Annotated in this window: 23 protein-coding genes; 4 read left to right on the plus strand and 19 right to left on the minus strand. The window is 64.4% G+C overall.

What is annotated here, in order from left to right:
- Positions 1 to 34 precede the first annotated feature (34 nt).
- The 6 genes from DT070_RS03245 to DT070_RS03270 are packed head-to-tail and all read right to left on the minus strand — an operon-like array spanning position 35 to position 5,655.
- Positions 35 to 1,216 carry an FAD-binding oxidoreductase gene (locus DT070_RS03245; RefSeq protein ID WP_122954113.1) on the minus strand — a complete coding sequence of 394 codons (1,182 nt, stop codon included), beginning with the start codon at positions 1,214 to 1,216 and terminating at the stop codon, positions 35 to 37.
- Positions 1,213 to 2,595, minus strand: coding sequence for an FAD/NAD(P)-binding oxidoreductase (locus DT070_RS03250; protein WP_122954114.1), 1,383 nt, complete (start codon positions 2,593 to 2,595; stop codon positions 1,213 to 1,215). The genes DT070_RS03245 and DT070_RS03250 overlap by 4 nt, the downstream gene beginning before the upstream one ends.
- Positions 2,592 to 2,903: a (2Fe-2S)-binding protein gene (locus tag DT070_RS03255; RefSeq protein ID WP_122954115.1), complete on the minus strand. Its 312-nt coding sequence runs from the start codon at positions 2,901 to 2,903 to the stop codon at positions 2,592 to 2,594. Before DT070_RS03255 ends, DT070_RS03250 begins: the two co-directional genes overlap by 4 nt.
- Positions 2,900 to 3,694: an ABC transporter permease gene (locus DT070_RS03260; RefSeq protein ID WP_122954116.1), complete on the minus strand. Its 795-nt coding sequence runs from the start codon at positions 3,692 to 3,694 to the stop codon at positions 2,900 to 2,902. Before DT070_RS03260 ends, DT070_RS03255 begins: the two co-directional genes overlap by 4 nt.
- Before the next feature lie 12 nt (positions 3,695 to 3,706).
- Positions 3,707 to 4,588: an ABC transporter permease gene (locus tag DT070_RS03265; RefSeq protein WP_122954117.1), complete on the minus strand. Its 882-nt coding sequence runs from the start codon at positions 4,586 to 4,588 to the stop codon at positions 3,707 to 3,709.
- On the minus strand, positions 4,585 to 5,655 hold the full coding sequence (locus tag DT070_RS03270; RefSeq protein ID WP_122954118.1) for an ABC transporter ATP-binding protein: 1,071 nt from the start codon (positions 5,653 to 5,655) through the stop codon (positions 4,585 to 4,587). Before DT070_RS03270 ends, DT070_RS03265 begins: the two co-directional genes overlap by 4 nt.
- A gap of 209 nt (positions 5,656 to 5,864) precedes the next feature.
- On the opposite strand from DT070_RS03270, the gene DT070_RS03275 reads away from it, so the two are divergent.
- Positions 5,865 to 6,686: an IclR family transcriptional regulator gene (locus DT070_RS03275; RefSeq protein ID WP_122954119.1), complete on the plus strand. Its 822-nt coding sequence runs from the start codon at positions 5,865 to 5,867 to the stop codon at positions 6,684 to 6,686.
- Between the two features lie 123 nt (positions 6,687 to 6,809).
- Here DT070_RS03275 and DT070_RS03280 read toward each other — a convergent pair whose 3' ends face one another.
- On the minus strand, positions 6,810 to 7,703 hold the full coding sequence (locus DT070_RS03280; protein ID WP_122954120.1) for a LysR family transcriptional regulator: 894 nt from the start codon (positions 7,701 to 7,703) through the stop codon (positions 6,810 to 6,812).
- Between the two features lie 109 nt (positions 7,704 to 7,812).
- Here DT070_RS03280 and DT070_RS03285 point away from each other — a divergent pair, with 109 nt between their 5' ends.
- From DT070_RS03285 to DT070_RS03295, 3 genes are read left to right on the plus strand one after another with little or no spacing between them, the layout of a single operon-like run.
- Complete coding sequence (locus DT070_RS03285; RefSeq protein ID WP_122954121.1) at positions 7,813 to 8,841, plus strand: DUF1338 domain-containing protein; 1,029 nt, start codon at positions 7,813 to 7,815, stop codon at positions 8,839 to 8,841.
- Positions 8,838 to 10,082, plus strand: coding sequence for a PLP-dependent aminotransferase family protein (locus DT070_RS03290; RefSeq protein ID WP_122954122.1), 1,245 nt, complete (start codon positions 8,838 to 8,840; stop codon positions 10,080 to 10,082). Before DT070_RS03285 ends, DT070_RS03290 begins: the two co-directional genes overlap by 4 nt.
- The gene (locus DT070_RS03295) at positions 10,079 to 11,590 is read left to right on the plus strand and encodes an aldehyde dehydrogenase family protein (protein ID WP_122954123.1); all 1,512 of its coding nucleotides are present in this window, start codon (positions 10,079 to 10,081) and stop codon (positions 11,588 to 11,590) included. The genes DT070_RS03290 and DT070_RS03295 overlap by 4 nt, the downstream gene beginning before the upstream one ends.
- Before the next feature lie 109 nt (positions 11,591 to 11,699).
- On the opposite strand, the gene DT070_RS03300 is transcribed toward DT070_RS03295, so the two are convergent.
- From DT070_RS03300 to DT070_RS03355, 12 genes are all read right to left on the minus strand, one after another.
- Positions 11,700 to 12,506: an enoyl-CoA hydratase gene (locus DT070_RS03300; protein ID WP_122954124.1), complete on the minus strand. Its 807-nt coding sequence runs from the start codon at positions 12,504 to 12,506 to the stop codon at positions 11,700 to 11,702.
- Between the two features lie 29 nt (positions 12,507 to 12,535).
- Positions 12,536 to 13,369 (minus strand): acyl-CoA thioesterase II, encoded by an 834-nt coding sequence (locus DT070_RS03305; RefSeq protein WP_122954125.1) that lies wholly within the window; start codon positions 13,367 to 13,369, stop codon positions 12,536 to 12,538.
- A gap of 27 nt (positions 13,370 to 13,396) precedes the next feature.
- Complete coding sequence (locus tag DT070_RS03310; RefSeq protein WP_122954126.1) at positions 13,397 to 14,275, minus strand: alpha/beta fold hydrolase; 879 nt, start codon at positions 14,273 to 14,275, stop codon at positions 13,397 to 13,399.
- Between the two features lie 135 nt (positions 14,276 to 14,410).
- The gene (locus DT070_RS03315) at positions 14,411 to 15,610 is read right to left on the minus strand and encodes an acetyl-CoA C-acyltransferase (RefSeq protein WP_122954127.1); all 1,200 of its coding nucleotides are present in this window, start codon (positions 15,608 to 15,610) and stop codon (positions 14,411 to 14,413) included.
- A gap of 23 nt (positions 15,611 to 15,633) precedes the next feature.
- Positions 15,634 to 16,140, minus strand: coding sequence for a DUF4442 domain-containing protein (locus DT070_RS03320; RefSeq protein WP_122954128.1), 507 nt, complete (start codon positions 16,138 to 16,140; stop codon positions 15,634 to 15,636).
- Positions 16,140 to 18,554, minus strand: a complete 2,415-nt coding sequence (locus DT070_RS03325) for a 3-hydroxyacyl-CoA dehydrogenase/enoyl-CoA hydratase family protein (RefSeq protein ID WP_122954129.1) — start codon at positions 18,552 to 18,554, stop codon at positions 16,140 to 16,142. Before DT070_RS03325 ends, DT070_RS03320 begins: the two co-directional genes overlap by 1 nt.
- 149 nt (positions 18,555 to 18,703) lie before the next feature.
- Positions 18,704 to 19,138 carry a DUF2147 domain-containing protein gene (locus DT070_RS03330; RefSeq protein WP_122954130.1) on the minus strand — a complete coding sequence of 145 codons (435 nt, stop codon included), beginning with the start codon at positions 19,136 to 19,138 and terminating at the stop codon, positions 18,704 to 18,706.
- A gap of 29 nt (positions 19,139 to 19,167) precedes the next feature.
- Positions 19,168 to 20,964: an acyl-CoA dehydrogenase C-terminal domain-containing protein gene (locus DT070_RS03335; RefSeq protein WP_122954131.1), complete on the minus strand. Its 1,797-nt coding sequence runs from the start codon at positions 20,962 to 20,964 to the stop codon at positions 19,168 to 19,170.
- Between the two features lie 20 nt (positions 20,965 to 20,984).
- Entirely contained in the window at positions 20,985 to 21,716 is a 732-nt protein-coding gene (locus tag DT070_RS03340; RefSeq protein ID WP_122954132.1) for a TetR/AcrR family transcriptional regulator, read from the minus strand.
- A 305-nt stretch (positions 21,717 to 22,021) separates the two neighbouring features.
- A complete protein-coding gene (locus DT070_RS03345) occupies positions 22,022 to 22,870 on the minus strand; it encodes a fumarylacetoacetate hydrolase family protein (protein WP_122954133.1) in 849 nt (282 codons plus the stop codon).
- A 32-nt stretch (positions 22,871 to 22,902) separates the two neighbouring features.
- Entirely contained in the window at positions 22,903 to 23,649 is a 747-nt protein-coding gene (locus DT070_RS03350; protein WP_122954134.1) for an SDR family NAD(P)-dependent oxidoreductase, read from the minus strand.
- A complete protein-coding gene (locus DT070_RS03355; protein ID WP_122954135.1) occupies positions 23,646 to 24,380 on the minus strand; it encodes an SDR family oxidoreductase in 735 nt (244 codons plus the stop codon). Before DT070_RS03355 ends, DT070_RS03350 begins: the two co-directional genes overlap by 4 nt.
- Positions 24,381 to 24,416: the final 36 nt, after the last annotated feature.

Here is a 24,416-nt window from a genome sequence, read left to right on the forward strand (position 1 = left end):
GTGGGTGAGTGAATGAATGAATGGATGGATGGAATCAATGGGAGGAAGCAAGGACGGACGAGGCAACAGCGGAAGGGACAAGGCCGGCGGTTGCCGCACGCGGACTTGCTGAGAAACGGGTCACCGAGAACGCGTCGATGGGTGTGACGCTCTCGCCGTCACGCACCAGGTCGGCCAGCACGGCGCCCACACCAGGGCCCAATTGAAATCCGCCGCCGGCAAAACCGAATGCATGAATCAGGCCCGGTGTGGTGGCGCTGGGGCCTATCACCGGCAGGCGGTCGGGCAGGTAGCCTTCGGTGCCGCTCCAGGTGCGGATGATGTGGGCGTTTTTGAGCGCCGGCAGCAGCTCGACGGTTTGCTGCATCAGCCCGGCCATGCCGCTGCGCTGCGCGCGGGCGCGCTGGTCGTCCAGCGCATAGCCCCGGCCGCCGCCGATGACGCAGTTGCCACGCGCCACCTGGCGGGCATACACACCGCCGCCTTCCACGCCCAGGCTCAGATTCATGAACACGGGCAGCGGCTCGGTCACCGCCATCTCGGGGTGGCCGGACTCCATGGGCACGATGTCGCCGAACTGGCCCGCAATGGTGGCGGCCCAGGCGCCGGCGCAATTGAGCAGGTGTTGGGCACGCACTTCCAGCACACTGCCCGAGCGCAGCACAAATTCGGTGCCGTCATGTGCGGCTTGATCCACACGCGTCTGCTCGCGGATGTCGGCGCCCAGGCGTTTGGCGGCCAGCGCAAAGGCCGGCGACACCAGGCGCGGGTTGGCCTGCCCGTCTTCGGGGCACAGCGAAGCACCCACGGCAGCCTTGCCCAGCCAGGGGCAGCGTTCTCGCAGCGCGCGCGTCGAGAGCATTTGCAGGTCCATGCCAAAGCCGTGTGTGCGCTCGCGGTAGTTTTCGAGCGAAGCCAGGTCGGCCTCGCTGCGCGCAATCTTCAAATGGCCCGAGCGCAGGTATTCGCCGTCGGTGCCGATGAGTTCAGGCAGCTGTGCCCACAGGCCCTGCGCACGCTGCGACAGCGGCAACTGGCTGAGCGGCCGGCCCTGGCGGCGCACGCCGCCGTAGTTGACCCCGCTGGAGCGAGAGCCGCACAGGTCGCGCTCGAGCAGCACCACCGACAAGCCCATGCGGCGCAGGAACAGCGCCGCCGATGAACCCATGATGCCGCCGCCGATGATGGCGACGTCGGCTTTGAGGCGCTCCATCATGCAGCCTCCTGTTGGATCGCCGGTGCAACCACGGCCGAAAACGGCAGCGGCTTGATGGGCGACTGACCGCGCAGGCGGCCCACGGCGTCAGGCTGGGCAGCACAGGCGTGCGCGAGGATTTCAGCCGCCGCCACACCGCAGGTGCGGCCCTGGCAGCGGCCCATGCCGACGCGTGTCAGCGCCTTCAGGCGGTTCATCTCGCGCGCGCCGGTGTCGGCCACGCAGCGGCGCAATTCGCCGGCGTTGATTTCTTCGCAGCGGCAGACCACCAGCTCGTCCGGCGCAGACGCAGCCCAACCGGCGGGAAAAGGAAATGCCCGCTCCAGCCCCCGGCGAAACGAGGCGACAGCGGCCAGGCGGTTTTCAAGCGATGCTGCGCGCGCTGCATCAACTGTCTTTCCGGCATCAGCCAACAGCGCCAACGCAGCGCGTTCGCCCGCCCACTCGGCCGCATCGGCGCCCATGATGCCGGCGCCGTCGCCTGCGAGGTACACGCCGGGCACGCTGGAGCGGCCCGCAGCATCGCGCTCGGGCAACGCACCGCGTTGCAGTTTGTCGTAATGGAAACGGCAGCCCAGCAAATCAGGCAATTGCGTTTCGGGCCGCAGCGCATAACCAAAGCCCACGCCGTCGCAATCGATGTGGTGGTCACGGCCCGCCTTGCGCCAGTGCATGGCCTGCACGCGCTCGCCGCCGGTGGCGCGTGTCAGCTCAACACCCTGATGCACGGCAATGCCATGCAGCCGCAGCCAGCCCAGGTAAAACAGGCCCTTGGCAAACAGCGTGGGCTGGCCCAGCATGGCGGGCGCTGCCGCAGCCTTGTCGGCAAAACGGGCCGTGTCGAGCACCGCGACCACCTGGGCGCCGGCCTTGGCATATTGGTAAGCAATCAGGTACAGCAAGGGCCCGGTACCGGCAAACACCACACGCGAGCCAATCGCACAGCCCTGGAACTTGAGCGCGACCTGCGCAGCGCCCAGCGCATAGATACCTGGCAAAGTCCAGCCCGGGAAAGGCAGCACACGGTCCGTCGCACCGGTGGCGACGATGAGGTGGCTGTAGGGCAGCGTGCTCATCTCCCCCTGGCGAAGCAGGTCCAGCTGGCTGGCCTCGGCGCTCCAGACCAGCGTGTCGGGACGGTAGTCGATCTTGTCCAGGATGCCGGCCATGGCGCTGTGCACCGCGTCGGCGCGGCTTGCTTCAAAACCGTAGAGCGTTTTCTTGGTGCGGGTAAAGCCCGGCGGCGGCTGGCGGTAGATCTGGCCGCCCCAGCGCAGCGCCTCATCCACCACCACCGGCCTGATGCCGTGCGCCACCAGCGTCTGCGCCGCACGAATACCGGCCGGCCCGGCGCCCACAATGACGGCCCGCACGCTCATACCGGGCCCTCCGCGCCCGTCACCAGCCGCATGCCCTCTTCGATAAAGGTGCCGCAGGCGCGCAGACGCCGGCCCGACTCGGTGGCAACCCAGCAGTCCTGGCAGGCGCCCATCAGGCAGAAGCCCGCGCGCGGCTCGCCGCTGAATTCACTGAAGCGCAGCTGCGCGCTGTGCGTCAGCACTGCCGTCAGCACGGTGTCGCCGGCCAGCGCCTTTAATGGTTGCCCATTCAGTACAAAACTCACGGGTGTGCGGCCGCTTTCGGCCACGCGATGGAGCAAAGCCCCGGACTCGGTGATGGGTTTCATTTGTGTCCGACCAGAATCTTGTCGAGGCCGTAGATGCGGTCCAGCACCAGCATGGCCACCGCCGTCAGCGCCACCATGAGCGCCGAGACCGCCGCCATCAGCGGGTCTATCGACTCGGTGGCGTACATGTACATGCGCACCGGCAGCGTCACGGTAGAAGGCGCGGTGACAAAAATCGACATGGTCACTTCGTCAAAGCTGTTGATAAAAGCCAGCAGCCAGCCGCCGGTGACGCCGGGCAAGATCATCGGCAGCGTGACGCGGACAAACACCGTCGCCTGGCTTGCGCCCAGCGAGAGTGCCGCCTGCTCGGCGCTGCGGTCGCTGCCCTCGACCGAGGCCAGCACCAGGCGCAGCACATAAGGCGTGATGATGACCACGTGCGCCAGCGCCAGCCAGAAGAAGCTGCCGGTCGCGCCGATCAGCGAGAAAGTGCGCAGCAGCGCCACGCCCAGCACCAGGTGCGGAATGATGAGCGGCGAGAGAAACAGGCCGTTGAGGAAATCGCGGCCCGGGAAGGTATGGCGCGCAATTGCCAGCCCGGCCGGCACGGCCAGCAAGGTGGCCAGCGTGGCGGAGATGGACGCCAGCCAGAGGCTGTTCTTGAAAGACTGCACAAAGTCCGAGTGCGCAAACACCGCGCGGAACCAGCGCAATGAAAAGTCCGTGGTCGGGATGGCCAGCGTGTTGCCCGGTGTGAAGGCCACCACGCACACGATGACCAGCGGCGCCAGCATGAAAGTAATGACGAGCGCGTTGAAGAGCAGCGCGAGGGGACCGTTTTTGGACATGGTGCGCGCTCCTTATCCGAGAGATTTCTTGTAGGAGCGCTCGAGCACACGGTTGTAGCTCAGCATGATGGCCAGGTTGGCCAGCAGCAGCGTGAGCGCGATGGCCGCGCCCAGCGGCCAGTTGAGCTCGTGCAGGTACTCGTCGTACACCACCGTCGCCACCATCTTCAGGCGCCGCCCGCCCAGCAGGCCCGGAATCGCAAAGGCGCTGGCGGAGAGGCCAAACACAATCAGGCTGCCCGAAAGAATGCCCGGCAGCACCTGCGGAAAGATGATGCGGCGCAAGGTGGTGAAGTGCGAAGCCTGCAGCGACAGCGCCGCGTCTTCCACACCCGGGTCCAGCTTTTGCAGCGAAGTCCACACCGGGATCACCATGAAGGGCAGCATCACATGCACGAGTGCGATGACCACCGCGGCCTCGGTATAGAGAATGCGCATCGACGGCAGGCCGACGGCGCGCATGGCCTGGTTGACCACGCCCTCGGGGCCGAGCAGCATGCTCCAGCCGAAAGCGCGCACCACCACCGACACCAGCAAAGGCGCCAGCACCACCAGCAGCAGGATGGAACGCCACGGGCTGCGCATGCGGCTGAGCACATAGGCCTCGGGCGCACCGACAACGATGCAGATCAGGGTGGTGAGCGCGGAGATCCACAGCGTGCGCCAGAAGATGCCGTGGTAGTAGTCGTCCGTCAACACGGCGGCGTAATGCGCCAGGGTAAAGCTGTTCTTCACGCCGGTGGCGTGGTCAAACACCTGGAAGGACAGCACTGCCGTGAGCGCCAGCGGCACCAGCAGCAGGCAGGCAAACAGCGTGAACGCCGGCGCCGACAGCAGCCAGGGCGTACGTGATGCACTCGCCCGAGCCGGAGCCACTATGGCCGCAGAGCTCATGCCGGCACCCCTTGCGCGCCAGGCAGCAGGCGCACCTGCTGGGCGGCCCAATCCAGGCCGACGTTGGAGCCTTCTTCAGCAGGCGCCGTGCCGTCGTTGGGGCAGACCACCGCGAGTTTGCCGGCGGCGGTCGACACCTGGTAGAGCCACTGGCTGCCGAGGAAAAAACGTTCATGCACCGTGCCGCCAATACGGCCCTGAGCTTCAGGCACCAGGCGGATTTTTTCGGGGCGCAGGCTCAGCACCACGGCGTCGCCTTCTTCCACACCCGGCGCTTCGACCTCCAGCGGCACATTGCCGCCCACACGCACCGTGGCCCAGGGGCCGGTGGCCATCACGCGGCCTTCCAGCAAATTGGCCTTGCCGACAAAGCTCGAGATAAAGCGCGTCTGCGGGTGTTCATACAACCGGTGCGGCTGGTCGATCTGCGTCACGCGGCCGGCTTCCATCACCACCACGCGGTCGCTGATGGACATGGCTTCGGTCTGGTCGTGCGTGACCATCACGGTGGTGGTGCCGACCTTGCGCTGGATCTGCCGCAACTCGAATTGCATTTCCTCGCGCAGCTTGGCGTCGAGGTTGGAGAGCGGCTCATCGAGCAGCAGCACCGGCGGCGAAATGACCAATGCGCGGGCCAGGGCCACGCGCTGGCGCTGGCCGCCCGACAGCTCACGTGGGTAGCGGGCGGCGTGCGCCTCCAGGTGCACCAGGGCCAGCGCGGCTTTCACGCGCTCGGCGCGTTCTTCTTTCGGCACGCGGCGCATCTCCAGGCCGAAGCTCACGTTGTCGTACACGCTCATGTGCGGGAAGAGCGCGTAGCTCTGGAACACGATGCCCAGGCCGCGCGAGTTAGGTTTGGCGTGGGTGATGTCACGGCCGTCCAGCGTGATTTGGCCCGAGCTCACCTCGCAAAACCCCGCAATCATTTGCAAGGTGGTGGTCTTGCCGCAGCCCGAGGGGCCGAGCAGCGAGACAAATTCGCCCTTCTCCACCGACAGGTTCATGTCGGCCACGGCGCGGGTGGCGCCGTAAGACTTGTTCACATTCGCCAGGGTCAAAAAGGACATGGGGAGCACCTCTGCAACAAGGGGAATGACCAGCGCCGCACAAACAAAACGATGTGCAAAACGATGACACCCTGATGACTTCATGCTAGGGCATCCCATAAAAAATCGTCAATAGGTTATTCCGTATAGAGATATCTTTATTTGATTTATTCCGTTTAACGGAATTTATATACACTTAAGGCAATACTGATTCCGCCAAGGGAGACGCCATGAAAGACGATGACAATAGCTCCAGCAGCGTGCAGCGCGCCTTTTCCATCATCCGGGCACTGGCCGCCACGCAGGCCAAGGGCGGGCGTATCACCCACATTGCCAAGGCCACGGGCCTCACGCAGGCGACCACCCACCGCATCCTGCAAAGCCTGGTGGCCGAGCGTGTGGTCGAGCAGGAAACCGGTTCGAAGCTCTACCGACTGAGCATTGATTTTTTTGCGCTGGCCGCACAGGCCGGCAACACCATGGACCTGCGCAGCCTGTGCCGGCCTTCGATGCTGCGGCTGTGTGCCAGCCTGGGCGACACCATCTTTTTGCTGGTGCGCAGCGGCTTTGACGCCGTTTGCCTGGACCGCAGCGAAGGCCCGTTTCCCATCCGCTCGTTCACCGGCGACATCGGCGGGCGCGTGGCGCTGGGCATGGGCCAAGGGGGCCTGGCCATCCTGGCGTTTTTGCCCGAGACCGAGCGCGAAGAAGTGATCCGCTACAACCTGCCGCGTGTGCGTGAGTTCGGCGTGTACGACGAGGTCTACCTGCGCACCGAGATCGAGCGCGTGCGCGAGCTTGGTTATGCCGGGCGCAATACCAACCTGCTGGACGGCATGGCCGGCGTCGGTGTGCCGGTGCTGGACCGCGAAGGCCGCGCCGTCGCCGCGCTCAGCGTGGGCACGATCTCTTCACGCCTGAGCCCTGACCGCCTGCCCACGGTGGTGGAGCTGCTCAAGCGCGAAGCCACGGCCATCAGCGCGCAGATCAATCCATTTGACAGCACGTTGCGGCGGCCGGCGCAGAGCTTGGCGCCGACTGACAACACTTGAGACCCTCGGTGCTCGAGAGCTGCTCACAAACCCAGCGAAGCGGTCCTGGCTAGGCGCGCCGCCGCAGACAGTGCTACAGCACGGCAAGGCGGCGCAACAACGCCAGGAGGGTTTTTGAGCGGCTCAGGGCGCGGCGGCCTGCTCGCGCAGCCAGCCGCGCAACTGCACCAACGGCCGCCAGCTGGTTTTTTGCGAGGGCCAGACCAGGTAGTACGCAAAGTCCGAGCTCAGCGACAAATCAAACGGCACAGCCAGCGTGCCGTCGGCAATATCGTCGGCCACCAGGAAGCGCGGCAGCACCGCGAGCCCCAGCCCGGCTTTAACGGCCTGCGCGATCATGGAAAAGAGCTCGTACTTGGGACCGGTGCCCGCGCCCTGCACGTCGTCAATGCCAGCCAGCTGGAACCAGTCGCGCCAGGCATGCGGGCGCGTGCTCTGGTGGATGAGCGTGAACTTCAACACGTCCGCGGGGCGGCGCAGCTGCCGCTTTTTCATGAGCGCCGGGCTGCACACCACCACGCTGTCTTCGCCCATCAGGTATTCCGATTCCGTGCCGGGCCAGTCGGGTCGGCCGTAGTGAATGGCGGCATCCAGGCCCGTTAATGAAAAATCAAAGGGCTGCAGGCGCGTGGCCAGGTTCAGCGTCACATGCGGATGCGCTTTCAAAAAAGACGGCATGCGCGGGATCAGCCACTTGGTGGCAAAGGTGGGCACCACACCCAACTCCAGCGTGCCGCCCTCGCCTTTGGACGAGACCAGGTCCAGCATCGCGGCCTCGAGTGAATCCAGTGCCGGGCTGACGCGCGCCAGCAGCGAGCGGCCGGCGTCGGTCAGCTCCAGCTGGCGCGGCAGGCGCAGGAAAAGGCTCACATCCAGGTCCTGCTCCAGCCCGAGGATCTGGTGGCTGACCGCGCTCTGGCTCACCGACAGGTCTTGCGCCGCCAGCGTGAAGCTGCCGCGGTGGGCCGCCGCTTCAAAGGCCAGCAAGGCCTGGGTGGAGGGGATTTTCCGGCGCATCGCATGAATATATCTCATGCCTCCATCGAAATACATCCTTTGTGCCTCACACCAAAACTATCGAAAATCCGGCTTTCACCTGCCCATTACACGACTCAAAACACCTGAAATGACCCATCTCCAGAAGCTCCTCGCTTGCTGCCTGCCCGCCGAGGCCGTCAAAAGTATCCATGAGCAGATGTACGTTCATCCATCGCTGCAGCAAGCCGCGTCGGGCACCGTCACCCGGGCCGAACTGGCCCAAGCCTTGAACATGGCGCTGTTCTACAGCCTGGTGCAGCGCGTGCCCGCCGGGCAGGACTACATCGCCAGCGATGTGATCGCGCAAAAGCGCCAGGTGGTGTTTGACCACGGCGCGCTGCGCACGGTGCGCTGGCCCAGCGGCGCCCTGCCCGCCGGTGAGGCAGCCTTTACCCGCGTGCTGCGCCCGCTGGGGTTTGAACTGCAGGGCACCTACCCGCTGCCACGCCTGAAGATGACGGGCCGCGCGTATTGCCACCGCGATTTTCCCGAAGACATCGCGCAGTTCTTTGTCTCTGAACTTCACCCCGAGCAGTTCTCGGCGCCCTTCCAGTCGGCCGTCACGCGTGTGCTGTCGACCTCACGCGACCCGCTGGGGCCGCAGGACGTGGCCGACCTGGAGCAGCTCACGCGCGACGGCACATTGCCCCTGGCGCAGGCGCTGCGCCTGCTGCCGCAACTGCTGCAATGCTTTGACCGCCAGCACGGCGTCTTTGGCGTGGACGACTATGAGTTGCTGCTGGCCGAATCCGCCGAGATGGCCTGGATTGCCACCGAAGGCAATGCCTTCAACCACGCGACCGACCGCGTAAGTGATGTGGACGCGGTGGCTGAACGCCAGCGCGCGCTGGGCCGGCCCATCAAGGACAAGGTCGAGGTGTCGGCCAGCGGCCGTGTGCGGCAGACCGCCTTTCGTGCGGCCACGGTGCAGCGCGAGTTCATCACCCCCCAGGGCCGCATCACGCGCGACGTGCCCGGTTCGTTTTATGAATTCATCACACGTGACGCCCTGACGCCCATCGCCGCGAACGACCCGGTGCAGGCGCCGCGGCTGGACCTGGCCTTTGACGCCGGCAACGCCACCGGCATTTTCGGCATGACGGCCGCACGCGCATGAGCGCTGTGCGGGCGCTGTACGCACAGGCCAGCGGCTCACCCATACGCGCCATGCTGGCGCTGGCCGGCCAGGAGGACATGATTTCGCTGGCCGGTGGCCACCCGGATCCGGCGCTGCTGCCGGCCGGGTGGCTGCGCGAATCGCTGGAAGGCGTATCCGCAAAACTCCAGGGCCGCAGCCTGCAGTACGGCGCTACCGAAGGCTTGCCGGAGCTGCGCGAAGCCAGCGCTGCCTTGCTGATGCAGCGCGGCCTTGCGGCCAAAGCAAGTGAGCTCCTTATCACCACGGGCTCACAACAAGCCATCGATTTGCTGGCGCGTGTGCTCATCGAGCCGGGCGAAGGCATTGCGGTGGAATCATTCAACTACCCGGCCGCATTGCAGGCTTTTCGTTTTGCAGGCGCGCGGCTGATTGAAGTGCCGACCGACGCGCAAGGCATGGATGTTGACAGGCTCGAGGCCATTCTGCAGGCCGAGCGCCCGCGCGTGCTGTATGTGGTGCCCAACTTTGCCAACCCGACCGGTGCCGTGATGCCGCTGGCGCGGAGGCTTCACCTGCTGGAACTGGCTGCACAGTATGGCGTGACGCTGATCGAAGACGACCCCTACGGCGAGCTGTGGTTTGGCCAGGCGCCGCCACCGCCACTCGCACAACTCAACCAGCAGGCCGGCTCGCCCGCACAGGTCGCCTACATGACCAGCTATTCCAAGGTGGTGGCCCCGGCCCTGCGCCTGGGTGTGCTGCTCGCGCCGGCGGACATATCGCGCGCGGTGGTGCTGGCCAAACAGGCGGCCGATGTGCACAGCGGCTCGCTGGAGCAGCTCACACTGGCGGCCATGTTGGGCGCCAACCGACTCGCGCCGCACCTGGATGTGCTGCGCAAGGCCTATGCCCTCAAAGGCGCCACGCTGGCCGTTGCCTTGCGCACGCATGCCGGCGACCTGCTTGAATTTGACGCGCCGCAAGGCGGCATGTTTGTCTGGGCCCGGCTGCGCGCCGACTTGCCGCTGTTGCCGACACAGGACTGGGTGGACTTCGGCCTCCGGCACAAAGTGCTGGTTGTGCCGGGCGCCGCCTTCAGCATCAGCAATGCCGCGCAACCCTGGCTGCGTTTGAGCTTTGCCAATCCGTCACCCGCCGCGCTGCAGCAAGGCGCCGGGCGGCTGGGCCGCGGGCTGCACAGCCTCATCACACCCACCGCTTCCGATTTCAGGACAACCCACGAAAGGACTTCATCATGAGTCACGCCAGCGACGTTTCATCCCTCTTCAAAACCCTGGGTGTCAGTACCGACCTCAGCAGCAAGGCGGCTGCAGCCATCGAAGTGGTCACGCCGATTGACGGCAGCCTCCTGGCGCGCGTGGCCATCCACAGCGCCGCCGACGTCGACGGCGCACTGAACCGCGCCCACCAGCGTTTCATCGACTGGCGCAATGTGCCCGCACCCAAACGCGGCGAGCTGGTGCGGGCGTTTGGTGAAACCGTGCGCCGCCACAAAAACGAACTCGGCCAGCTGATCTCGCTGGAGACCGGCAAGATCTTGCAGGAAGGCCTGGGCGAGGTGCAGGAAGTCATCGACATCTGCGAGTTTGCCGTCGGCCTGTCGCGCCAGCTCTACGGCCTGACGATTGCCAGCGAACGCCCCGACCACAAGCTGCTGGAAACCTGGCACCCCGTGGGCGTGGTCGGCATCATCTCGGCGTTTAACTTTCCGATGGCGGTGTTTGCCTGGAACGCGGCACTGGCACTGGTGTGCGGCAACACACTGGCGTGGAAGCCTTCGGAGAAAACGCCGCTCTCGGCCATCGCCCTCAACGGCCTGCTGCTGCAAACGGCGAAAGACATCGGCCTGGCCACCGAAGGCCTGAGCGAATTGCTGATCGGCGAGCGCGCCACCGGCGAGGCGCTGGTCAAGCACCCGCACGTGAAGCTGGTGAGCGCTACCGGCTCCACCGCCATGGGCAAGAACGTGGCCATCGCTTGTGCCGGCCTCTTCAAGCGCTCGCTGCTGGAGCTGGGCGGCAACAACGCCGCCATCGTCTGCCCTTCAGCCAACCTGGAACTGGTGGTGCGCGGCGCGGCCTTTGCCGCGGCGGGCACCGCGGGCCAGCGCTGCACCAGCCTGCGCCGGCTCATCGTGCACCGTTCGATTTACCCCGAGCTGGTCAAACGCCTGGTGGCAGTGTTTGAACGCCTGCCCATCGGCAACCCGCTGAAAGACGGCACGCTGGTCGGCCCCTTGATCGACGGCCGCGCGTTTGAGGCCATGCAATCTGCCCTGGCCGAAGCAAAGAAGCTGGGCGCCACCGTGCACTTCGGTGAACGCCAGCCGGGCGATGGATCAGCCCACTATGTGCGCCCCGCCATCGTGGAGCTGAAGGAGCAAGCCGGCCCCATGCTGCATGAGACCTTCGCGCCAATTTTGTATGTCGTGCCTTACGACAACTTTGATGAAGCCATCGCACTGAACAACGCCGTGGCGCACGGCCTGTCGTCGGCCGTCTTCACGCAGGACCTGCGCGAAGCCGAGCAGTTCACCTCGGCGCGCGGCTCCGACTGCGGCATTGCCAACGTCAACATCGGCACCAGCGGTGCGGAGATCGGCGGCGCGTTTGGCGGCGAAAAAGAAACCGGCGGCGGGCGCGAGTCGGGATCGGATTCGTGGAAGGCTTATATGCGCCGTGCCACCAACACGGTCAACTACGGCAGCAGCTTGCCGCTGGCGCAGGGGATCCGGTTCGAGATTTAAGCCGGAAAGCATTTGCTATCTTTTTAGTAGCATCCCACCTATACCCTATAAAGGCTAGAGGCCAATTATTCTTACAAAAGAAGAAAGGCCTTGCAAGACGGCGTGCGCGTTAGACGGCCGAGAAATCCGGCTTGCGCTTAGCCATAAACGCCGAGAAGGCCTCGCGCGCGGCCGGCTCGCCCAGCATGCGGCCGAAGCTGGCGCCCTCTTCCGCCATGCGCTCGGCCACCACGGTGGCGTTGCCTTTTTTCATGAGGCGTTTGGTTTCCATCAGCGCGCTGAGCGGCTTGGCCACCAGCTTTTGTGCCTGGCGTTGCGCCAGTGCGTTGGCTTCGGTGGGCGGCACGATGCGGTTGATCAGGCCGATCTCGAGTGCGGTCTCGGCCATGAAAGGCTCGCCCAGCAGCAGCGCTTCAGCCGCGCGCGGGTAACCCATCAGTTGCGGCACCAGGAAGCTCGATGCCGCTTCCGGGCACAGGCCCAGGTTGACGAAGGGCATCGAGAACGCGGCGTTGTCGCCGGCATAAACCAGGTCGCAATGCAGCAGCAATGTGGTGCCAATGCCCACGGCCGGGCCGCACACCGCCGCGACCAGGGGCTTTGGAAAACTGCTGATGCCGCGCAGGAAGCGGAACACCGGCGAGTCGGATGTGGCGGGCGGGTTGTTCAAAAAGTCGGCGATGTCGTTGCCGGCGGAAAAAATGGTTTCGTGGCCCTGGATCACTACCGCGCGCACAGCCGCGTCGTGATTGGCGGACTCCAGCGCATCGGCCAGGGCGCCATACATGGCGGCGGTGATGGAGTTTTTCTTGTCCACACGGTTGAGGGTGATGGTCATCACGCCTGCGTCGACGTGGACCAGGATTTCGGGGATGCTGCCGGTAGAAACCGGGCTGATGGAGGTGGGAGTGTTCATGGTGTTTTCCGATTGAGACGCCAAGTGTCTCATTCCTTGTAATAGACGATCTGCGTGCTGGTAGCCAGCAGCACGCCGGCTTCGCTCCACAGTTGCGCGGTCTGGTCGAAGAAGCCGTTGCGAAAGGCCTGCGCCCTGGCCTGGCCGAACAAAAAGCCATCGCCGCATTGCGCCAGCTGGGCGCTGTCCGCATGGAAGTAGGTGGTGATCGACACCGTGCCTGCCGGCACGCGCGTGGCGCGGCGCAGCCAGACGCGCGGGTAGAACACGTCGGACAGGGCGGCAAGCGCCGGGAAGTCCAACGGGCGCGGCGGGTCGTCGCGCACCCACAGTTGGGTCAGGCTGTCTTCGCCGCTACCGTCCCACACGGGCGGGATGACGCCGCGCACCGGCCGAAGGTCGTAGCGGCTGGTCCATGCGGCGCTGGAGACCTGGAGGCGGGCCGCCGCATCCGGCGAGGCCGCTGCGGGCATGGGGGTGTCGCTCTGGCTCCAGGTCTCGCGGCGTGCGGCCGTGACGGCCGTGGCCGTCATCACGACCTCCAGGGCGCCGCCGGCCGCATCGGCCTGTGACAACTCCACTGCCCAGTGTTGGGTCGATCGGTTGGTGCGCACAGGCCTGGCGGTGACTGTGAACGCGCCTTCGGCCACGGCCGCCGCGTAGTTCACCGTGAGCGCGACCGGCTCGCCCAGCAAGGCCGGGTGCATCAGGATGGCGCGCAGGGCCGTGGCGGCGGTGGTGCCGCCAAACGGGCCGACCATGTTCCAGTAATCAGCATGGGTATGGCCCTGCCACGTGCCCGGGCTGCCGTTGCCGGCGGCTTCGAGCCGCAGCGCTTCGTCAAGGGGATGTGATGTCGTCATGCCTGCAGTATGCGCACGCATGGCGTTTTATGCCGCCCTCTTGGCGACACCTGCCATGCCTTCGAGGATCTGCTGCACGCGCGGCCACAGGGTGCTGTTGAACTGCTCGCGGAAGAAACCGAAGTGCCCGATGCGCCTGACCTTGAGATCGGCCGGCGCGATGCGCTCAAAGGTGCGCGGCGCGTTGGCATACAGGTTGATCAGGTTTTGCGTGCCGCGCCAGGTCATGAGCTCGTCGTCGGTGATGGACAGCGCCGTGACGGGAAAGCTGACTTTTCCGTAGCTCAGGCGCGCGCTCTCACCTTCGGCGCCCACGCTGTACTGCGGGTTCAGGCACCACTTGCGCCACTGCAGCATCACGCCGGCTGGCAGGTCGCCCACCTTGCGCAGCGTGCGACCCGGAAAGTAGCCGAAGAGGCGTGTGGCCAGCGGCACCAGCACGTACCAAAAATACAAAATGAGGCGGCGCAGCTGCGGCGCGTTGTCACGCCAGTAGCCGCTGCCGGCGGCAATACTGACCAGGCCGTCGACCTTGCCCTGGTTCTTTAGGAAGCCCGGCAGTTGCGCGCCCAGGCTGTGGCCGAGCAGGTACAGCGGCGCATCCGGCAGCGCCGCCTTGGCGGCATCGACCACGGCTTCGTAGTCGCTGGCCCAATCAAGCAGGTCGGCCTTGAAGCCGCGCAGGCTGCCATTGGCGGTGGCGGGCAGTGAGTCGCCCGAGCCGCGGTAGTCAAAGGTGGTGACGCGAAAGCCCTGGCTCGAAAGCCATTCGGCAAACGGCGCGTAGTAATGCTGCCGCACGCCCATCGCGCCGCCTATCACCACGCTGGTGTGCGCGGACTGGGTAGCGTCGTACACGCGCAGTGAGAGCTGCGCGGCGCCGGTTTCCAGAGTCTGGATCTGCATGATGGTCTCCTGTTGTTACCCGTGCCGGTCTGTGCCGGCTCCCATCACTGACAAAGCTTGCTATCTATTTGATAGCTCTAACCCAAAGCGGGACTTGGGCTAGAGCATCAAAAAGCTTGAAGAAAGCGGGGATCCTCAAACCCGTTCAAAAATGCCCGCAGCGCCTTGGCCCATCCCCACGCACATGGTCACCATGCCATATTTCAGCTGGTGGCGGTGCAAGGCATGGATCACGGTGGCGGCGCGGATGGCACCGGTGGCACCCAGCGGGTGGCCCAGCGCGATGGCGCCGCCCATGCGGTTGACCTTGGATGCATCGAGCTTGAGCGTGTTGATGACCGCCAGCGACTGCGCGGCGAAAGCTTCGTTCAGTTCAAACCAGTCGATGTCTTCCTGCTTGAGGCCGGCGTAACGCAAGGCCGCAGGAATGGCTTCGATCGGGCCTATGCCCATGATTTCGGGCGGCACGCCCTTGGCGGCGTAGCTGACAAAGCGGGCCAGCGGCTTGAGGCCGAAATCCTTGACGGCTTTTTCGCTGGCCAGCACCAGGGCACCTGCGCCGTCAGAGGTCTGCGAACTGTTGCCGGCGGTGACCGAGCCGCGCGCGGCAAACACCGTCTTGAGTTTGGCCAGGCCTTCGAGCGAGGTGTCGGGGCGTGGGCCCTCGTCCAGGCTCACGGTGCGCGTCTTGGAAATCACTTCTCCGGCTTCCAGGTTGGCCGTGCGGTCGGTCACTTCGACTGGCGTGATCTCGTTGGCGAATTCACCAGCCTGTTGTGCCTTGATGGCCTTGAGGTGCGACTCGAGCGCGAACTGGTCCTGCGCCTCGCGCGAGACCTTCCACTGCTGGGCGACCTTCTCGGCCGTCAGGCCCATGCCGTAGGCGATGCCGACGTTCTCGTCGTTCATGAACATATTGGGCGAGAGCGAAGGCGAGTTGCCCGACATGGGCACCATGCTCATGCTTTCGGTGCCGGCGGCGATCATCACGTCGGCTTCGCCCACGCGGATGCGGTCGGCTGCCATCTGGATGGCCGAGAGGCCGGAGGCGCAAAAACGGTTGACGGTGATGCCGCCCACGCTGGTGGGCAGGCCCGCCAGCACCGCGCCGATGCGCGCCACGTTCAGGCCTTGTGGGCCTTCAGGAATCGCGCAGCCGCAGATGATGTCTTCAATCGCTTTCGGATCGAGCGAAGGCACTTGTGCCAGCGCCGCCTGCAGCGCTTTCACCAGCAGATCGTCGGGCCGCATATTGCGGAAATAACCGCGGCCCGAGCGCCCGATGGGCGTGCGGGTGGCGGCGACGATGTAGGCTTCCTGGACTTGTTTGGCCATGATGGTTTCCTTCAATTTCTCGGTTAACTTTTACGCGGGCCGGCGGGAATCCAGGCCCAGACAAATTCGCATTCGACCGGGTTGACGCCGGCTTCGTCGGTCACGATGACCGGCACGTTGACTTCACCCTTGTCGCTGGCCTGCATGGCGGCGCGCTGCTCGTCGCTCAGCGTGGCCACGGCGCGCAGGGCGCCGGTGGCGCGTTTTTTGAACGCCATCTTGAGTTCTTTGGCCAGCGGGATGCAGTCGTCGCGCACATTCATGCCGACGACCATGCCGGTGGCGGTTTCTGCCAGCAGGTTCATCGCCGAAGCGTGCACGCCGCCGATGTGGTTTTGCACACGCTTTTCATTCTTCACGCCGATTTCCACCATCGCGGGCGTCATCTGCAAAAAGTCGAGCTTGGCCGTGCCGGTAAAGGGCACGGCGCGGCGCAGCACCACGCTGCGAAACCACGGCCGCGCGAACGCGGGCACGTCTTTCAGCTGCGCGAGCTGGCGTTCCAGGCGATTGGGCTTGTGGTTGCTCATCAGTTTCTGACGGGCTTACCCGTGCTCATCATTCCCATGATGCGTTCCTGCGTCTTGGGATGCTCGAGCAGCGAGCAGAAGGCCTTGCGCTCCAGCGTCATCAAATACTCTTCCGTCACCAGCGTGCCGGCATCGACGTCACCGCCGCACACCACGCCGGCGATCAAGCCGGCGATGTGGAAGTCGTGCGCGCTGATAAAGCCGCCGTCGCGCATATTGACCAGCTGGCCCTTGATGGTGGCCAGGCCGCTGCGGCCCACCACCGGGAACTGGCGCTTGTGCGGTGCGCGGTAGCCGGAGTTGAACAGCGCGCGCGCCTCGTTCAGCGCGACAAACAGCAGCTCATCCTTGTTCGGCACGATCACGTCGCTGTCGAGCAGATAACCGATCTTGCGGCTTTCAATCGCGCTGGTGCCGACCTTGGCCATCGCGGCGGCGGTGAAACCTTCGGTGAGGAAAGGCAGGATGTCCTTGTTGGTCGAGGTGCCGGCGTTTTCTGCGGCGCGGCGGGCAATATAGGCCAGGCCGCCGGCGCCGGGCACCAGGCCCACACCGACTTCGACCAGGCCGATGTAGCTTTCCATCGCTGCCACACGCTTGGCGGAATACACCGCCATTTCGCAGCCGCCGCCCAGGGCCAGGCCACGGATGGCCGACACCACGGGCACGGCCGCGTAGCGCAGCTTGAGCATCACGTTCTGCAGTTCGGCTTCAGCGCCTTCGATCGCCTTGGCACCGCCCATCATGAAGGCGGGCAACATGGCCTGCAGGTCGGCGCCGGCCGAGAACATCTCGTCGTTGGACCAGATCACCATGCCCTTGTAGCTTTTCTCGGCCAGGTCCACACCCATGGCCAGACCTTCCGCCACGTCGGGGCTGATGGCGTGCATCTTGGTTTTGATGCTGGCGATCAGCACGTCGGCGTTTGCGCCCTCCAGCGTCCAGAGGCGGATCGCGTCGTCTTCATGCAGCGTGGTGCCTGCGGTCTCGAATGCGGGCGCCTTGGCGCCGAGCACGTCTTCGGGGAAGAACTGACGCTCATACACCGGCAGCTTGCGGCGCGGGATGAATTTCTTGGCCGAAGCGCTCCACGAACCTTCAGCCGTGTGCACGCCGCCAGCGTCGGCCACCGGGCCCTTGAAGACCCAGTCCGGCAGCGGCGCTTTGGACAGCGCCTTGCCGGCGTCGATGTCTTCCTGGATCCAGGTGGCGACCTGCTTCCAGCCGGCTTGCTGCCACAGCTCGAAGGGGCCTTGCTTGGAGCCGAAGCCCCAGCGCATGGCGAAGTCGATGTCGCGCGCGGTTTCGGCAATGCTTTCCAAATGAACGGCAGCGTAGTGGAACTGGTCGCGCAGGATGGCCCAGAGGAAACGCGCTTCGGCGCCTTCGGCTTCGCGCAGGAGTTTGAGGCGCTCGCCCGCGGGTTTTTTCAGCATGCGGCCGACGACTTCATTGGCCTTGGCGCCGGCGGGCACGTATTCCATGCTCTCGGGGTCCAGGCGCAGGATGTCGCGACCCTGTTTTTTGTAGAAGCCCGCGCCGGTCTTCTGGCCCAGGCTTTTCGATTCGAGCAGCTTGGCCAGCACGGGCGGCGTGCCGTACACATCGGAGAACGGGTCTTCCACCTTGCCGGGGCCAAGGTTGTCCTGCAGCGTCTTGATGACGTGGGCCATGGTGTCCAGGCCCACCACGTCGGCGGTGCGGAAGGTGCCTGAGCTCGCGCGGCCCAGCTTCTTGCCCGTCAGGTCGTCGACCACGTCGTAGCTGAGTTTGAAGGTCTCGGCTTCCTTGATGGTGGCCAGCATGCTGGCGATGCCCACGCGGTTGGCGATGAAGTTGGGCGTGTCGTGCGCGCGGATCACGCCCTTGCCGAGCGCGCTGGTGACAAACGCTTCCAGGTCGTCCAGCACCTTGGGTTCGGTGGTCGGCGTGTTGATCAACTCGACCAGCGTCATGTAGCGCGGCGGGTTGAAGAAGTGGATGCCGCAAAAGCGCGGCTTGATGGATTCAGGCAGCGCTTCGCTGAGTTTGGTGATCGACAGGCCCGAGGTGTTGCTGGCCACGATGGCGCCTTCGGCAATGAAGGGCGCGATCTTGTGATAGAGGTCGGTCTTCCAGTCCATGCGCTCGGCAATCGCCTCGATGATGAGGTCGCATTCCAAGAGCTGCTCCATGTTCTCTTCGTAGTTGGCCTGCTGGATAAGCGCTGCGTCTTCAGGGACGCCCAGCGGAGCAGGCTTGAGCTTCTTGAGGCCTTCAACCGCCTTGATGACGATGCCGTTCTTCGGGCCTTCCTTGGCAGGCAGGTCGAACAGGATCACCGGCACCTTGACGTTGACCAGGTGGGCGGCAATCTGCGCGCCCATGACGCCGGCGCCGAGGACGGCGACTTTCTTGACTTGGAATCGTGACATCTGTTTCGTTCCTTATGAATTACTTTTCTTCGAATCTCTTCTTCATCCCTGGCGAGTGACAGCGTGGAACCGGCTTTGCCGGGCCACTGCTGTCGCCCCTGCAAGGGGGGGTGCGGCTACACGCAGTGAGCCGCAGGCGGGGTGTGCCATCAGTTAACACGGACCCAAGTTTGGGTGCGGCCAAATGGGCCGATGGAGCCGCGGACTTCCATCTTCTTGCCGCCTTCAATCGGGGTCATCTTGAGGGAGTAGCTTTTGCCGTTGTCCGGGTCGAGGATCTTGCCGCCTTCCCAGACATCGGCGTCGGGTGACTTCTTGGCGCCGCGAATGATCTCCAGGCCCAGCCGGGGCTTGTCTTTGCGGTCATCGCTGCATTCGGTGCAAACGTCGTCGGGCTTGACGCCGGGGGACAGGCGCTTCTCGACCTTGCCGTTGAGCACGCCGCCGGCTTCAGCGATGCGGATCTCCACTTTCGGGTCGCCGGTTTTTTCGTCGAAACCGCGCCACAAACCGACCGGCGTGTTCTGGGCCAGCGCAGGGATGGCCATCAAACCCAAAACGATCATCAACAGTTTATTTTTCATGGTGTCTCCCTTTGATTGGTTCAGAACGCTCAAGCCAGCGCTTCGTCGGTTTCCATCAAGGACTTGCTGCCCGCGCGTGCGGTGCGCATCAGCGTTGCGGTTTCCGGGAACAGCTTGGCGAAATAGAAACGCGCCGTCTGCAGCTTGGCCACATAGAACTTGTCGGTATTGCCGGCAGCGATTTCGCGCAATGCGGTTTGCGCCATCAAGGCCCAGAAGTAACCGAACACCAGGTGGCCGGCCACGCGCAGATAATCCACCGCGGCAGCGCCCACTTCGTCGGGGTTCTGGAAGCCCTTGAAGCCCAGCTCGGTGGTGAACTTGGTCATCTGGTCGGCGAGATATGCCAGCGGGTTGATGAACTCGGCCATCTTCTCGTTGACGCCTTCTTCGGCAATCAGCGCGCCAATCACCTTGCCGAATTTCTTCAGCGTGGCGCCGTTGTTGCCCAGCACCTTGCGGCCCAGCAGGTCCAGCGACTGGATGGTGTTGGTGCCTTCGTAAATCATGTTGATGCGGTTGTCGCGCACAAACTGCTCCATACCCCACTCTTTGATAAAGCCGTGGCCGCCGAAGACCTGCATGCAGGCGTTGGTGGAGATGTGGCCGTTGTCAGTCAGGAAGGCTTTGACGATGGGCGTGAGCAGGGCGACGATTTCGCCGGAGTCCTTGCGTACCTTCTCATCAGGGTGGTGCAGTTCCTTGTCGAGCAGCAGCGTGCAGTAGATCGCCAGCGCGCGGCCGCCTTCGGCATAGGCCTTGGCCGTCAGCAGCATCTTGCGCACGTCGGGGTGCACGATGATCGGGTCGGCCGGTTTGTCTTTGGCCTTGACGCCGGAGAGTGAGCGCATCTGGATGCGGTCTCTGGCGTAAGCCAGCGCGTTCTGGTAAGCCACTTCGGTCAGGCCCAGCGACTGGTTGCCCACGCCCAGGCGTGCGGCGTTCATCATCACGAACATCGCGGCCAGGCCCTTGTTGGGCGCGCCCACCATGGTGCCGACGGCGTCTTCGAGCACCATCTGCGCGGTGGCGTTGCCGTGGATGCCCATCTTGTGCTCCAGGCCGCCGCAGTAGATGCCGTTGCGCGAGCCGAGTGCGCCGTCCTTGCCGATGTTGAACTTGGGCACGGCGAACAGGCTGATGCCTTTGCTGCCCTGGGGCGCATCCGGCAGGCGGGCCAGCACCAGGTGCACGATGTTGGCGGCCATGTCGTGTTCGCCGGCGCTGATGAAGATCTTGTTGCCGGTCAGGCGGTAGGTGCCGTCAGGTTGCGGCTCGGCCTTGGTGCGCAGCAGGCCCAGGTCGGTGCCGCAATGCGGCTCGGTCAGGCACATGGTGCCGGTCCATTCACCGCTGGTGAGCTTGGGCAGGTAGAGCTTTTTCTGCTCGTCGGTGCCGTGCGCGTGCAGGGCTTCATATGCGCCGTGCGACAGGCCGGGGTACATGGTCCAGGCCTGGTTGGCCGAGTTGAGCATTTCGTAGAGGCACTGGTTCAGCACAAAAGGCAGGCCCTGGCCGCCGTATTCGGGGTCGCAGCTCAGCGCGGCCCAGCCGCCTTCAACGTATTGCGCGTAGGCTTCCTTGAAGCCCTTGGGCGGCGTGACTTCGTGCGTGGTCTTGTCGAGCTTGCAGCCCTCTTCGTCGCCGCTGATGTTCAGCGGGAAGGTCACTTCGGCAGCGAACTTGCCGGCTTCTTCGAGCACGGCGTTGATGGTTTCGACGTCGACGTCGGCGTGCTTGGGGATGGCCTTGAATTCATCGGTGACCTTGAGCACTTCGTGCATGACGAATTGCATGTCGCGCAGGGGTGGGCTGTACTGTGGCATGGTGGGTAGGTCCTTTAGCGTTAAACCGGTTTGGAAGGGGAGGCTTTGCCGGAAGATTTCTTCGGCGAAGCGGAGGTGGGGGAAGTCGCGGCGGCATCGCTGCCGTAACGCGCCAGGATGTTGGCAAAACCCGTGTTGGCGCGGTCCATGGAGCCCGGCGTTTTGAGGAAGCGGGCTTCGTAATGCAGCGCCAGGATCAGGCCGTGGATTTCAAAGGCCATCTGGTGTTCGTCGGCATCGGCGCGCAGGTGGCCGGCCTCCTTGGCCTGCACCACGGCGCGGTACATGGCCGCCAGCCAGGTGCGCACCGAACCTGCCAGCGCATCGCGCACCGGGCCCGGCCTGTCGTCAAACTCAACGGCGCCGCTGATATAGAGGCAGCCCGAGTCAATTTCGAGCGAGGTGCGCTTCATCCAGTTGTGAAACAGCGCCGCCAGACGCGGCAAACCGCGCGGCTGCTGCAGCGCCGGGAAGAAGACCTCTTCTTCAAAGCGCACGTGGTATTCGCGGATGACGGAAATCTGCAGCTCTTCGCGCGAGCCGAAGTGGGCGAACACGCCCGATTTGCTCATGCGCATGACCTCGGCCAGCGCGCCGATGCTCAGGCCTTCCAGCCCGATCTGCGTGGCCAGGCCCAAGGCGGCATCGACGATGGCGGCCTTGGTCTGCTGGCCTTTTTGCTGGCTTTTGGCCACGGCGCTACCCGTTGCCGGGGCGCGGGAGGCTTTAGCGGGGAGTTCTGTGATGGCCATGAGGTGCTACAAAATAAAACGAACGGTCGTTCTATTTTGCAACACTTTGATGACCATCAGCAAGCAGGGGTTGTTTGGGGCCTGCTTATAGGGAACGAGCTCTAAGGTCAGGGAGGGTAACTACTTAGCCCCAACAGTCGTGCGCTTTATGCTGAGCGCTATCAAATTGGGAGCTACTTGTGCATGCCCTGCCTGGGCTAGAGGCCGATTTGATGCATAAACCTGCAGGGCTGTGCCGGGTTGAAGAATTTCACCGGGCAGCTGCGGAACCGGCTTCGCCGGGCCGCAGGCGCTGCTCTCTTGGGTTACTTCTTATAGGCAATGACGGTTTGGTGCTGTTCGCCCAGGCCTTCGATGCCCAGCGAAACCTTGTCGCCCTTCTTCAAATACACAGGCGGCTTCATGCCCAGGCCTACGCCGGGCGGGGTGCCGGTGGTGATGACGTCGCCGGGCTCCAGCGTCATGAACTGGCTGACGTAGCTGACGATCTTGGCGACGCTGAAAATCATGGTTTTGGTGTTGCCCTTTTGAACGCGCTTGCCGTTGACCTCAAGCCAGAGGCCCAGCTTTTGCGGGTTGGGCACTTCATCGCGGGTGACCAGCCAGGGGCCGAGCGGCCCGAAGGTGTCGCAGCCTTTGCCCTTGTCCCAGGTGCCGCCGCGCTCGATCTGGAATTCGCGTTCGCTCACGTCGTTGATGGTGCAGTAGCCGGCCACGTAATCGAGCGCTTCTTTTTGCGACACGTAACGCGCGGTTTTCCCGATAATCACGCCGAGCTCGACTTCCCAGTCGGTCTTGACCGAGCCCTTGGGCAGCATGATGGGGTCGTTCGGGCCCTGAATGCAGCTGGTGGCTTTCATGAAGACCACCGGCTCGGCCGGAATCGGCAAACCGGATTCGGCCGCATGGTCGGCATAGTTCAGGCCGATGGCGATGAACTTGGGCACACCGGTGACCGGGCTGCCGTAACGCGGCGAGCCTTTGACCAGCGGCAACTTGTCGGTCTTGAGTTTGCGCAGTTTGGCAATTGCCGCGTCACCCAATTGCTCGGGGCCGATGTCTTTGATGACGGCGCTCAGGTCGCGCAGCTTGCCGTCAGCGTCGATGAGGCCGGGCTTTTCCTTGCCGGGGTTGCCATAACGAACGAGTTTCATGGTTTTCCTTTTTGATGAGTGAAGGGTGTGAATCAGTAAGTGGAACGGCCGCCGGAGAGGTCAAACACGGCGCCGGTCGAGAAAGAGCAATCTTCGGTGCACAGCCAGCTGACCATGGCAGCCACCTCATCGGGCGTGCCGAAGCGTCCCATAGGGATTTTCGAGAGCATGAACTGGATGTGCTCCGGTGTCATCTGGTCAAAGATGGGCGTCTTCACCGCGGCCGGCGTGACGCAGTTGACGCGTATGCCGGTGTCGGCCAGTTCCTTGCCCAACGATTTGGTCAGCGCCATCACGGCGGCCTTGCTGGCGCTGTAGGCGCTGGCGTTCGGGTTGCCGTCTTTGCCGGCCACCGAGGCGATGTTGACGATGCGCCCGTAGTTGCGCGTGCGCATATGCGGCACCACCTCGCGGCAGCAAAAGAAGAGGCCGTTGAGGTTGACCTGCTGCACCTGCATCCACTGCTCGGGCGGGTAGTCCCACAGCTTCACATTGGGGCCGGTGATGCCGGCCGAGTTGACGAGCGCATCGACGGCCGGGTTGTGGGCCACGGTTTGTTTGACCGCTTCGACCACGCTGGCATGGCTGGCCACATCGACCGCCACGGTGTGCACACCGGCGCCCAATGCGGATTTGGCTTTGGCCAGCGCGTCGGGGTTGATGTCCCATAAGGTGACTGTGCCGCCTGAAGCCAGCATGCGCTGGGCAATCGCAAAACCCAGGCCGACCGCGCCACCGGTGATGACGGCGTGCCGCCCTTTGAGGTCAAGCTGGTTCATATGGTGATCCCGCCGTCAACGTTATAGGCCTGGCCGGTGACAAACGCCGCTTCGTCGCTGGCCAGGAACACCACCAGCGGCGCAATCTCATGCGCTTGCGCAAGGCGGCCCAGCGGCTGGCGGGCGATGAAGGCCTTGCGCGCCGCCACCGGGTCGTCGTTGGCGTTGATGCGGTCTTGCAGCGAGGGCGTGTCGACCGTGCCGGGGCAGATGGCATTGCAGCGCACGCCGTCGGCCACAAAGTCGGCCGCGACGCTTTTGGTCAGGCCGATCACCGCCGCCTTGGTGGTGCCGTAGACAAAACGGTTGGGCAGGCCCTTGATGCTGCCGCAGACGCTGGCCATGTTGATGATGCTGCCGCCTTTTTTGGCCTGCATGCCGGGCAGCACCGACTGGATCATCCAGAACTGCGCGCGCACATTGAGGTGAAAGGCGAACTCGAGTTCTTCATCGGTGGCCTGCAGCGCCGTGCCGCCGTGCACAAAGCCGGCGCAGTTAAAAAGAATGTCCAGCGGCGGAAGGCTGCCCACCAGCTTCTGGATGGCGGCTTTGTCCAGCACATCGAGCGGCAGCGCGGTGATGTTGGCCACGCCTTTGTAGCTCGCCAGAAGTTCGGGCTTGAGGTCTGTCGCCCAGACCTGCGCGCCCTCGGCCGCCAGTGCCAATGCAGTGGCGTGCCCTATGCCCTGGCCCGCTGCGGTGACCAGTGCTTTCTTTCCTTCAAGTCTCATCTTCACTCCTACAGGGTTTTGCCGGATGTTGGCCCG

Source organism: Polaromonas sp. SP1 (genome assembly GCF_003711205.1).
Lineage (GTDB): Bacteria > Pseudomonadota > Gammaproteobacteria > Burkholderiales > Burkholderiaceae_C > Polaromonas.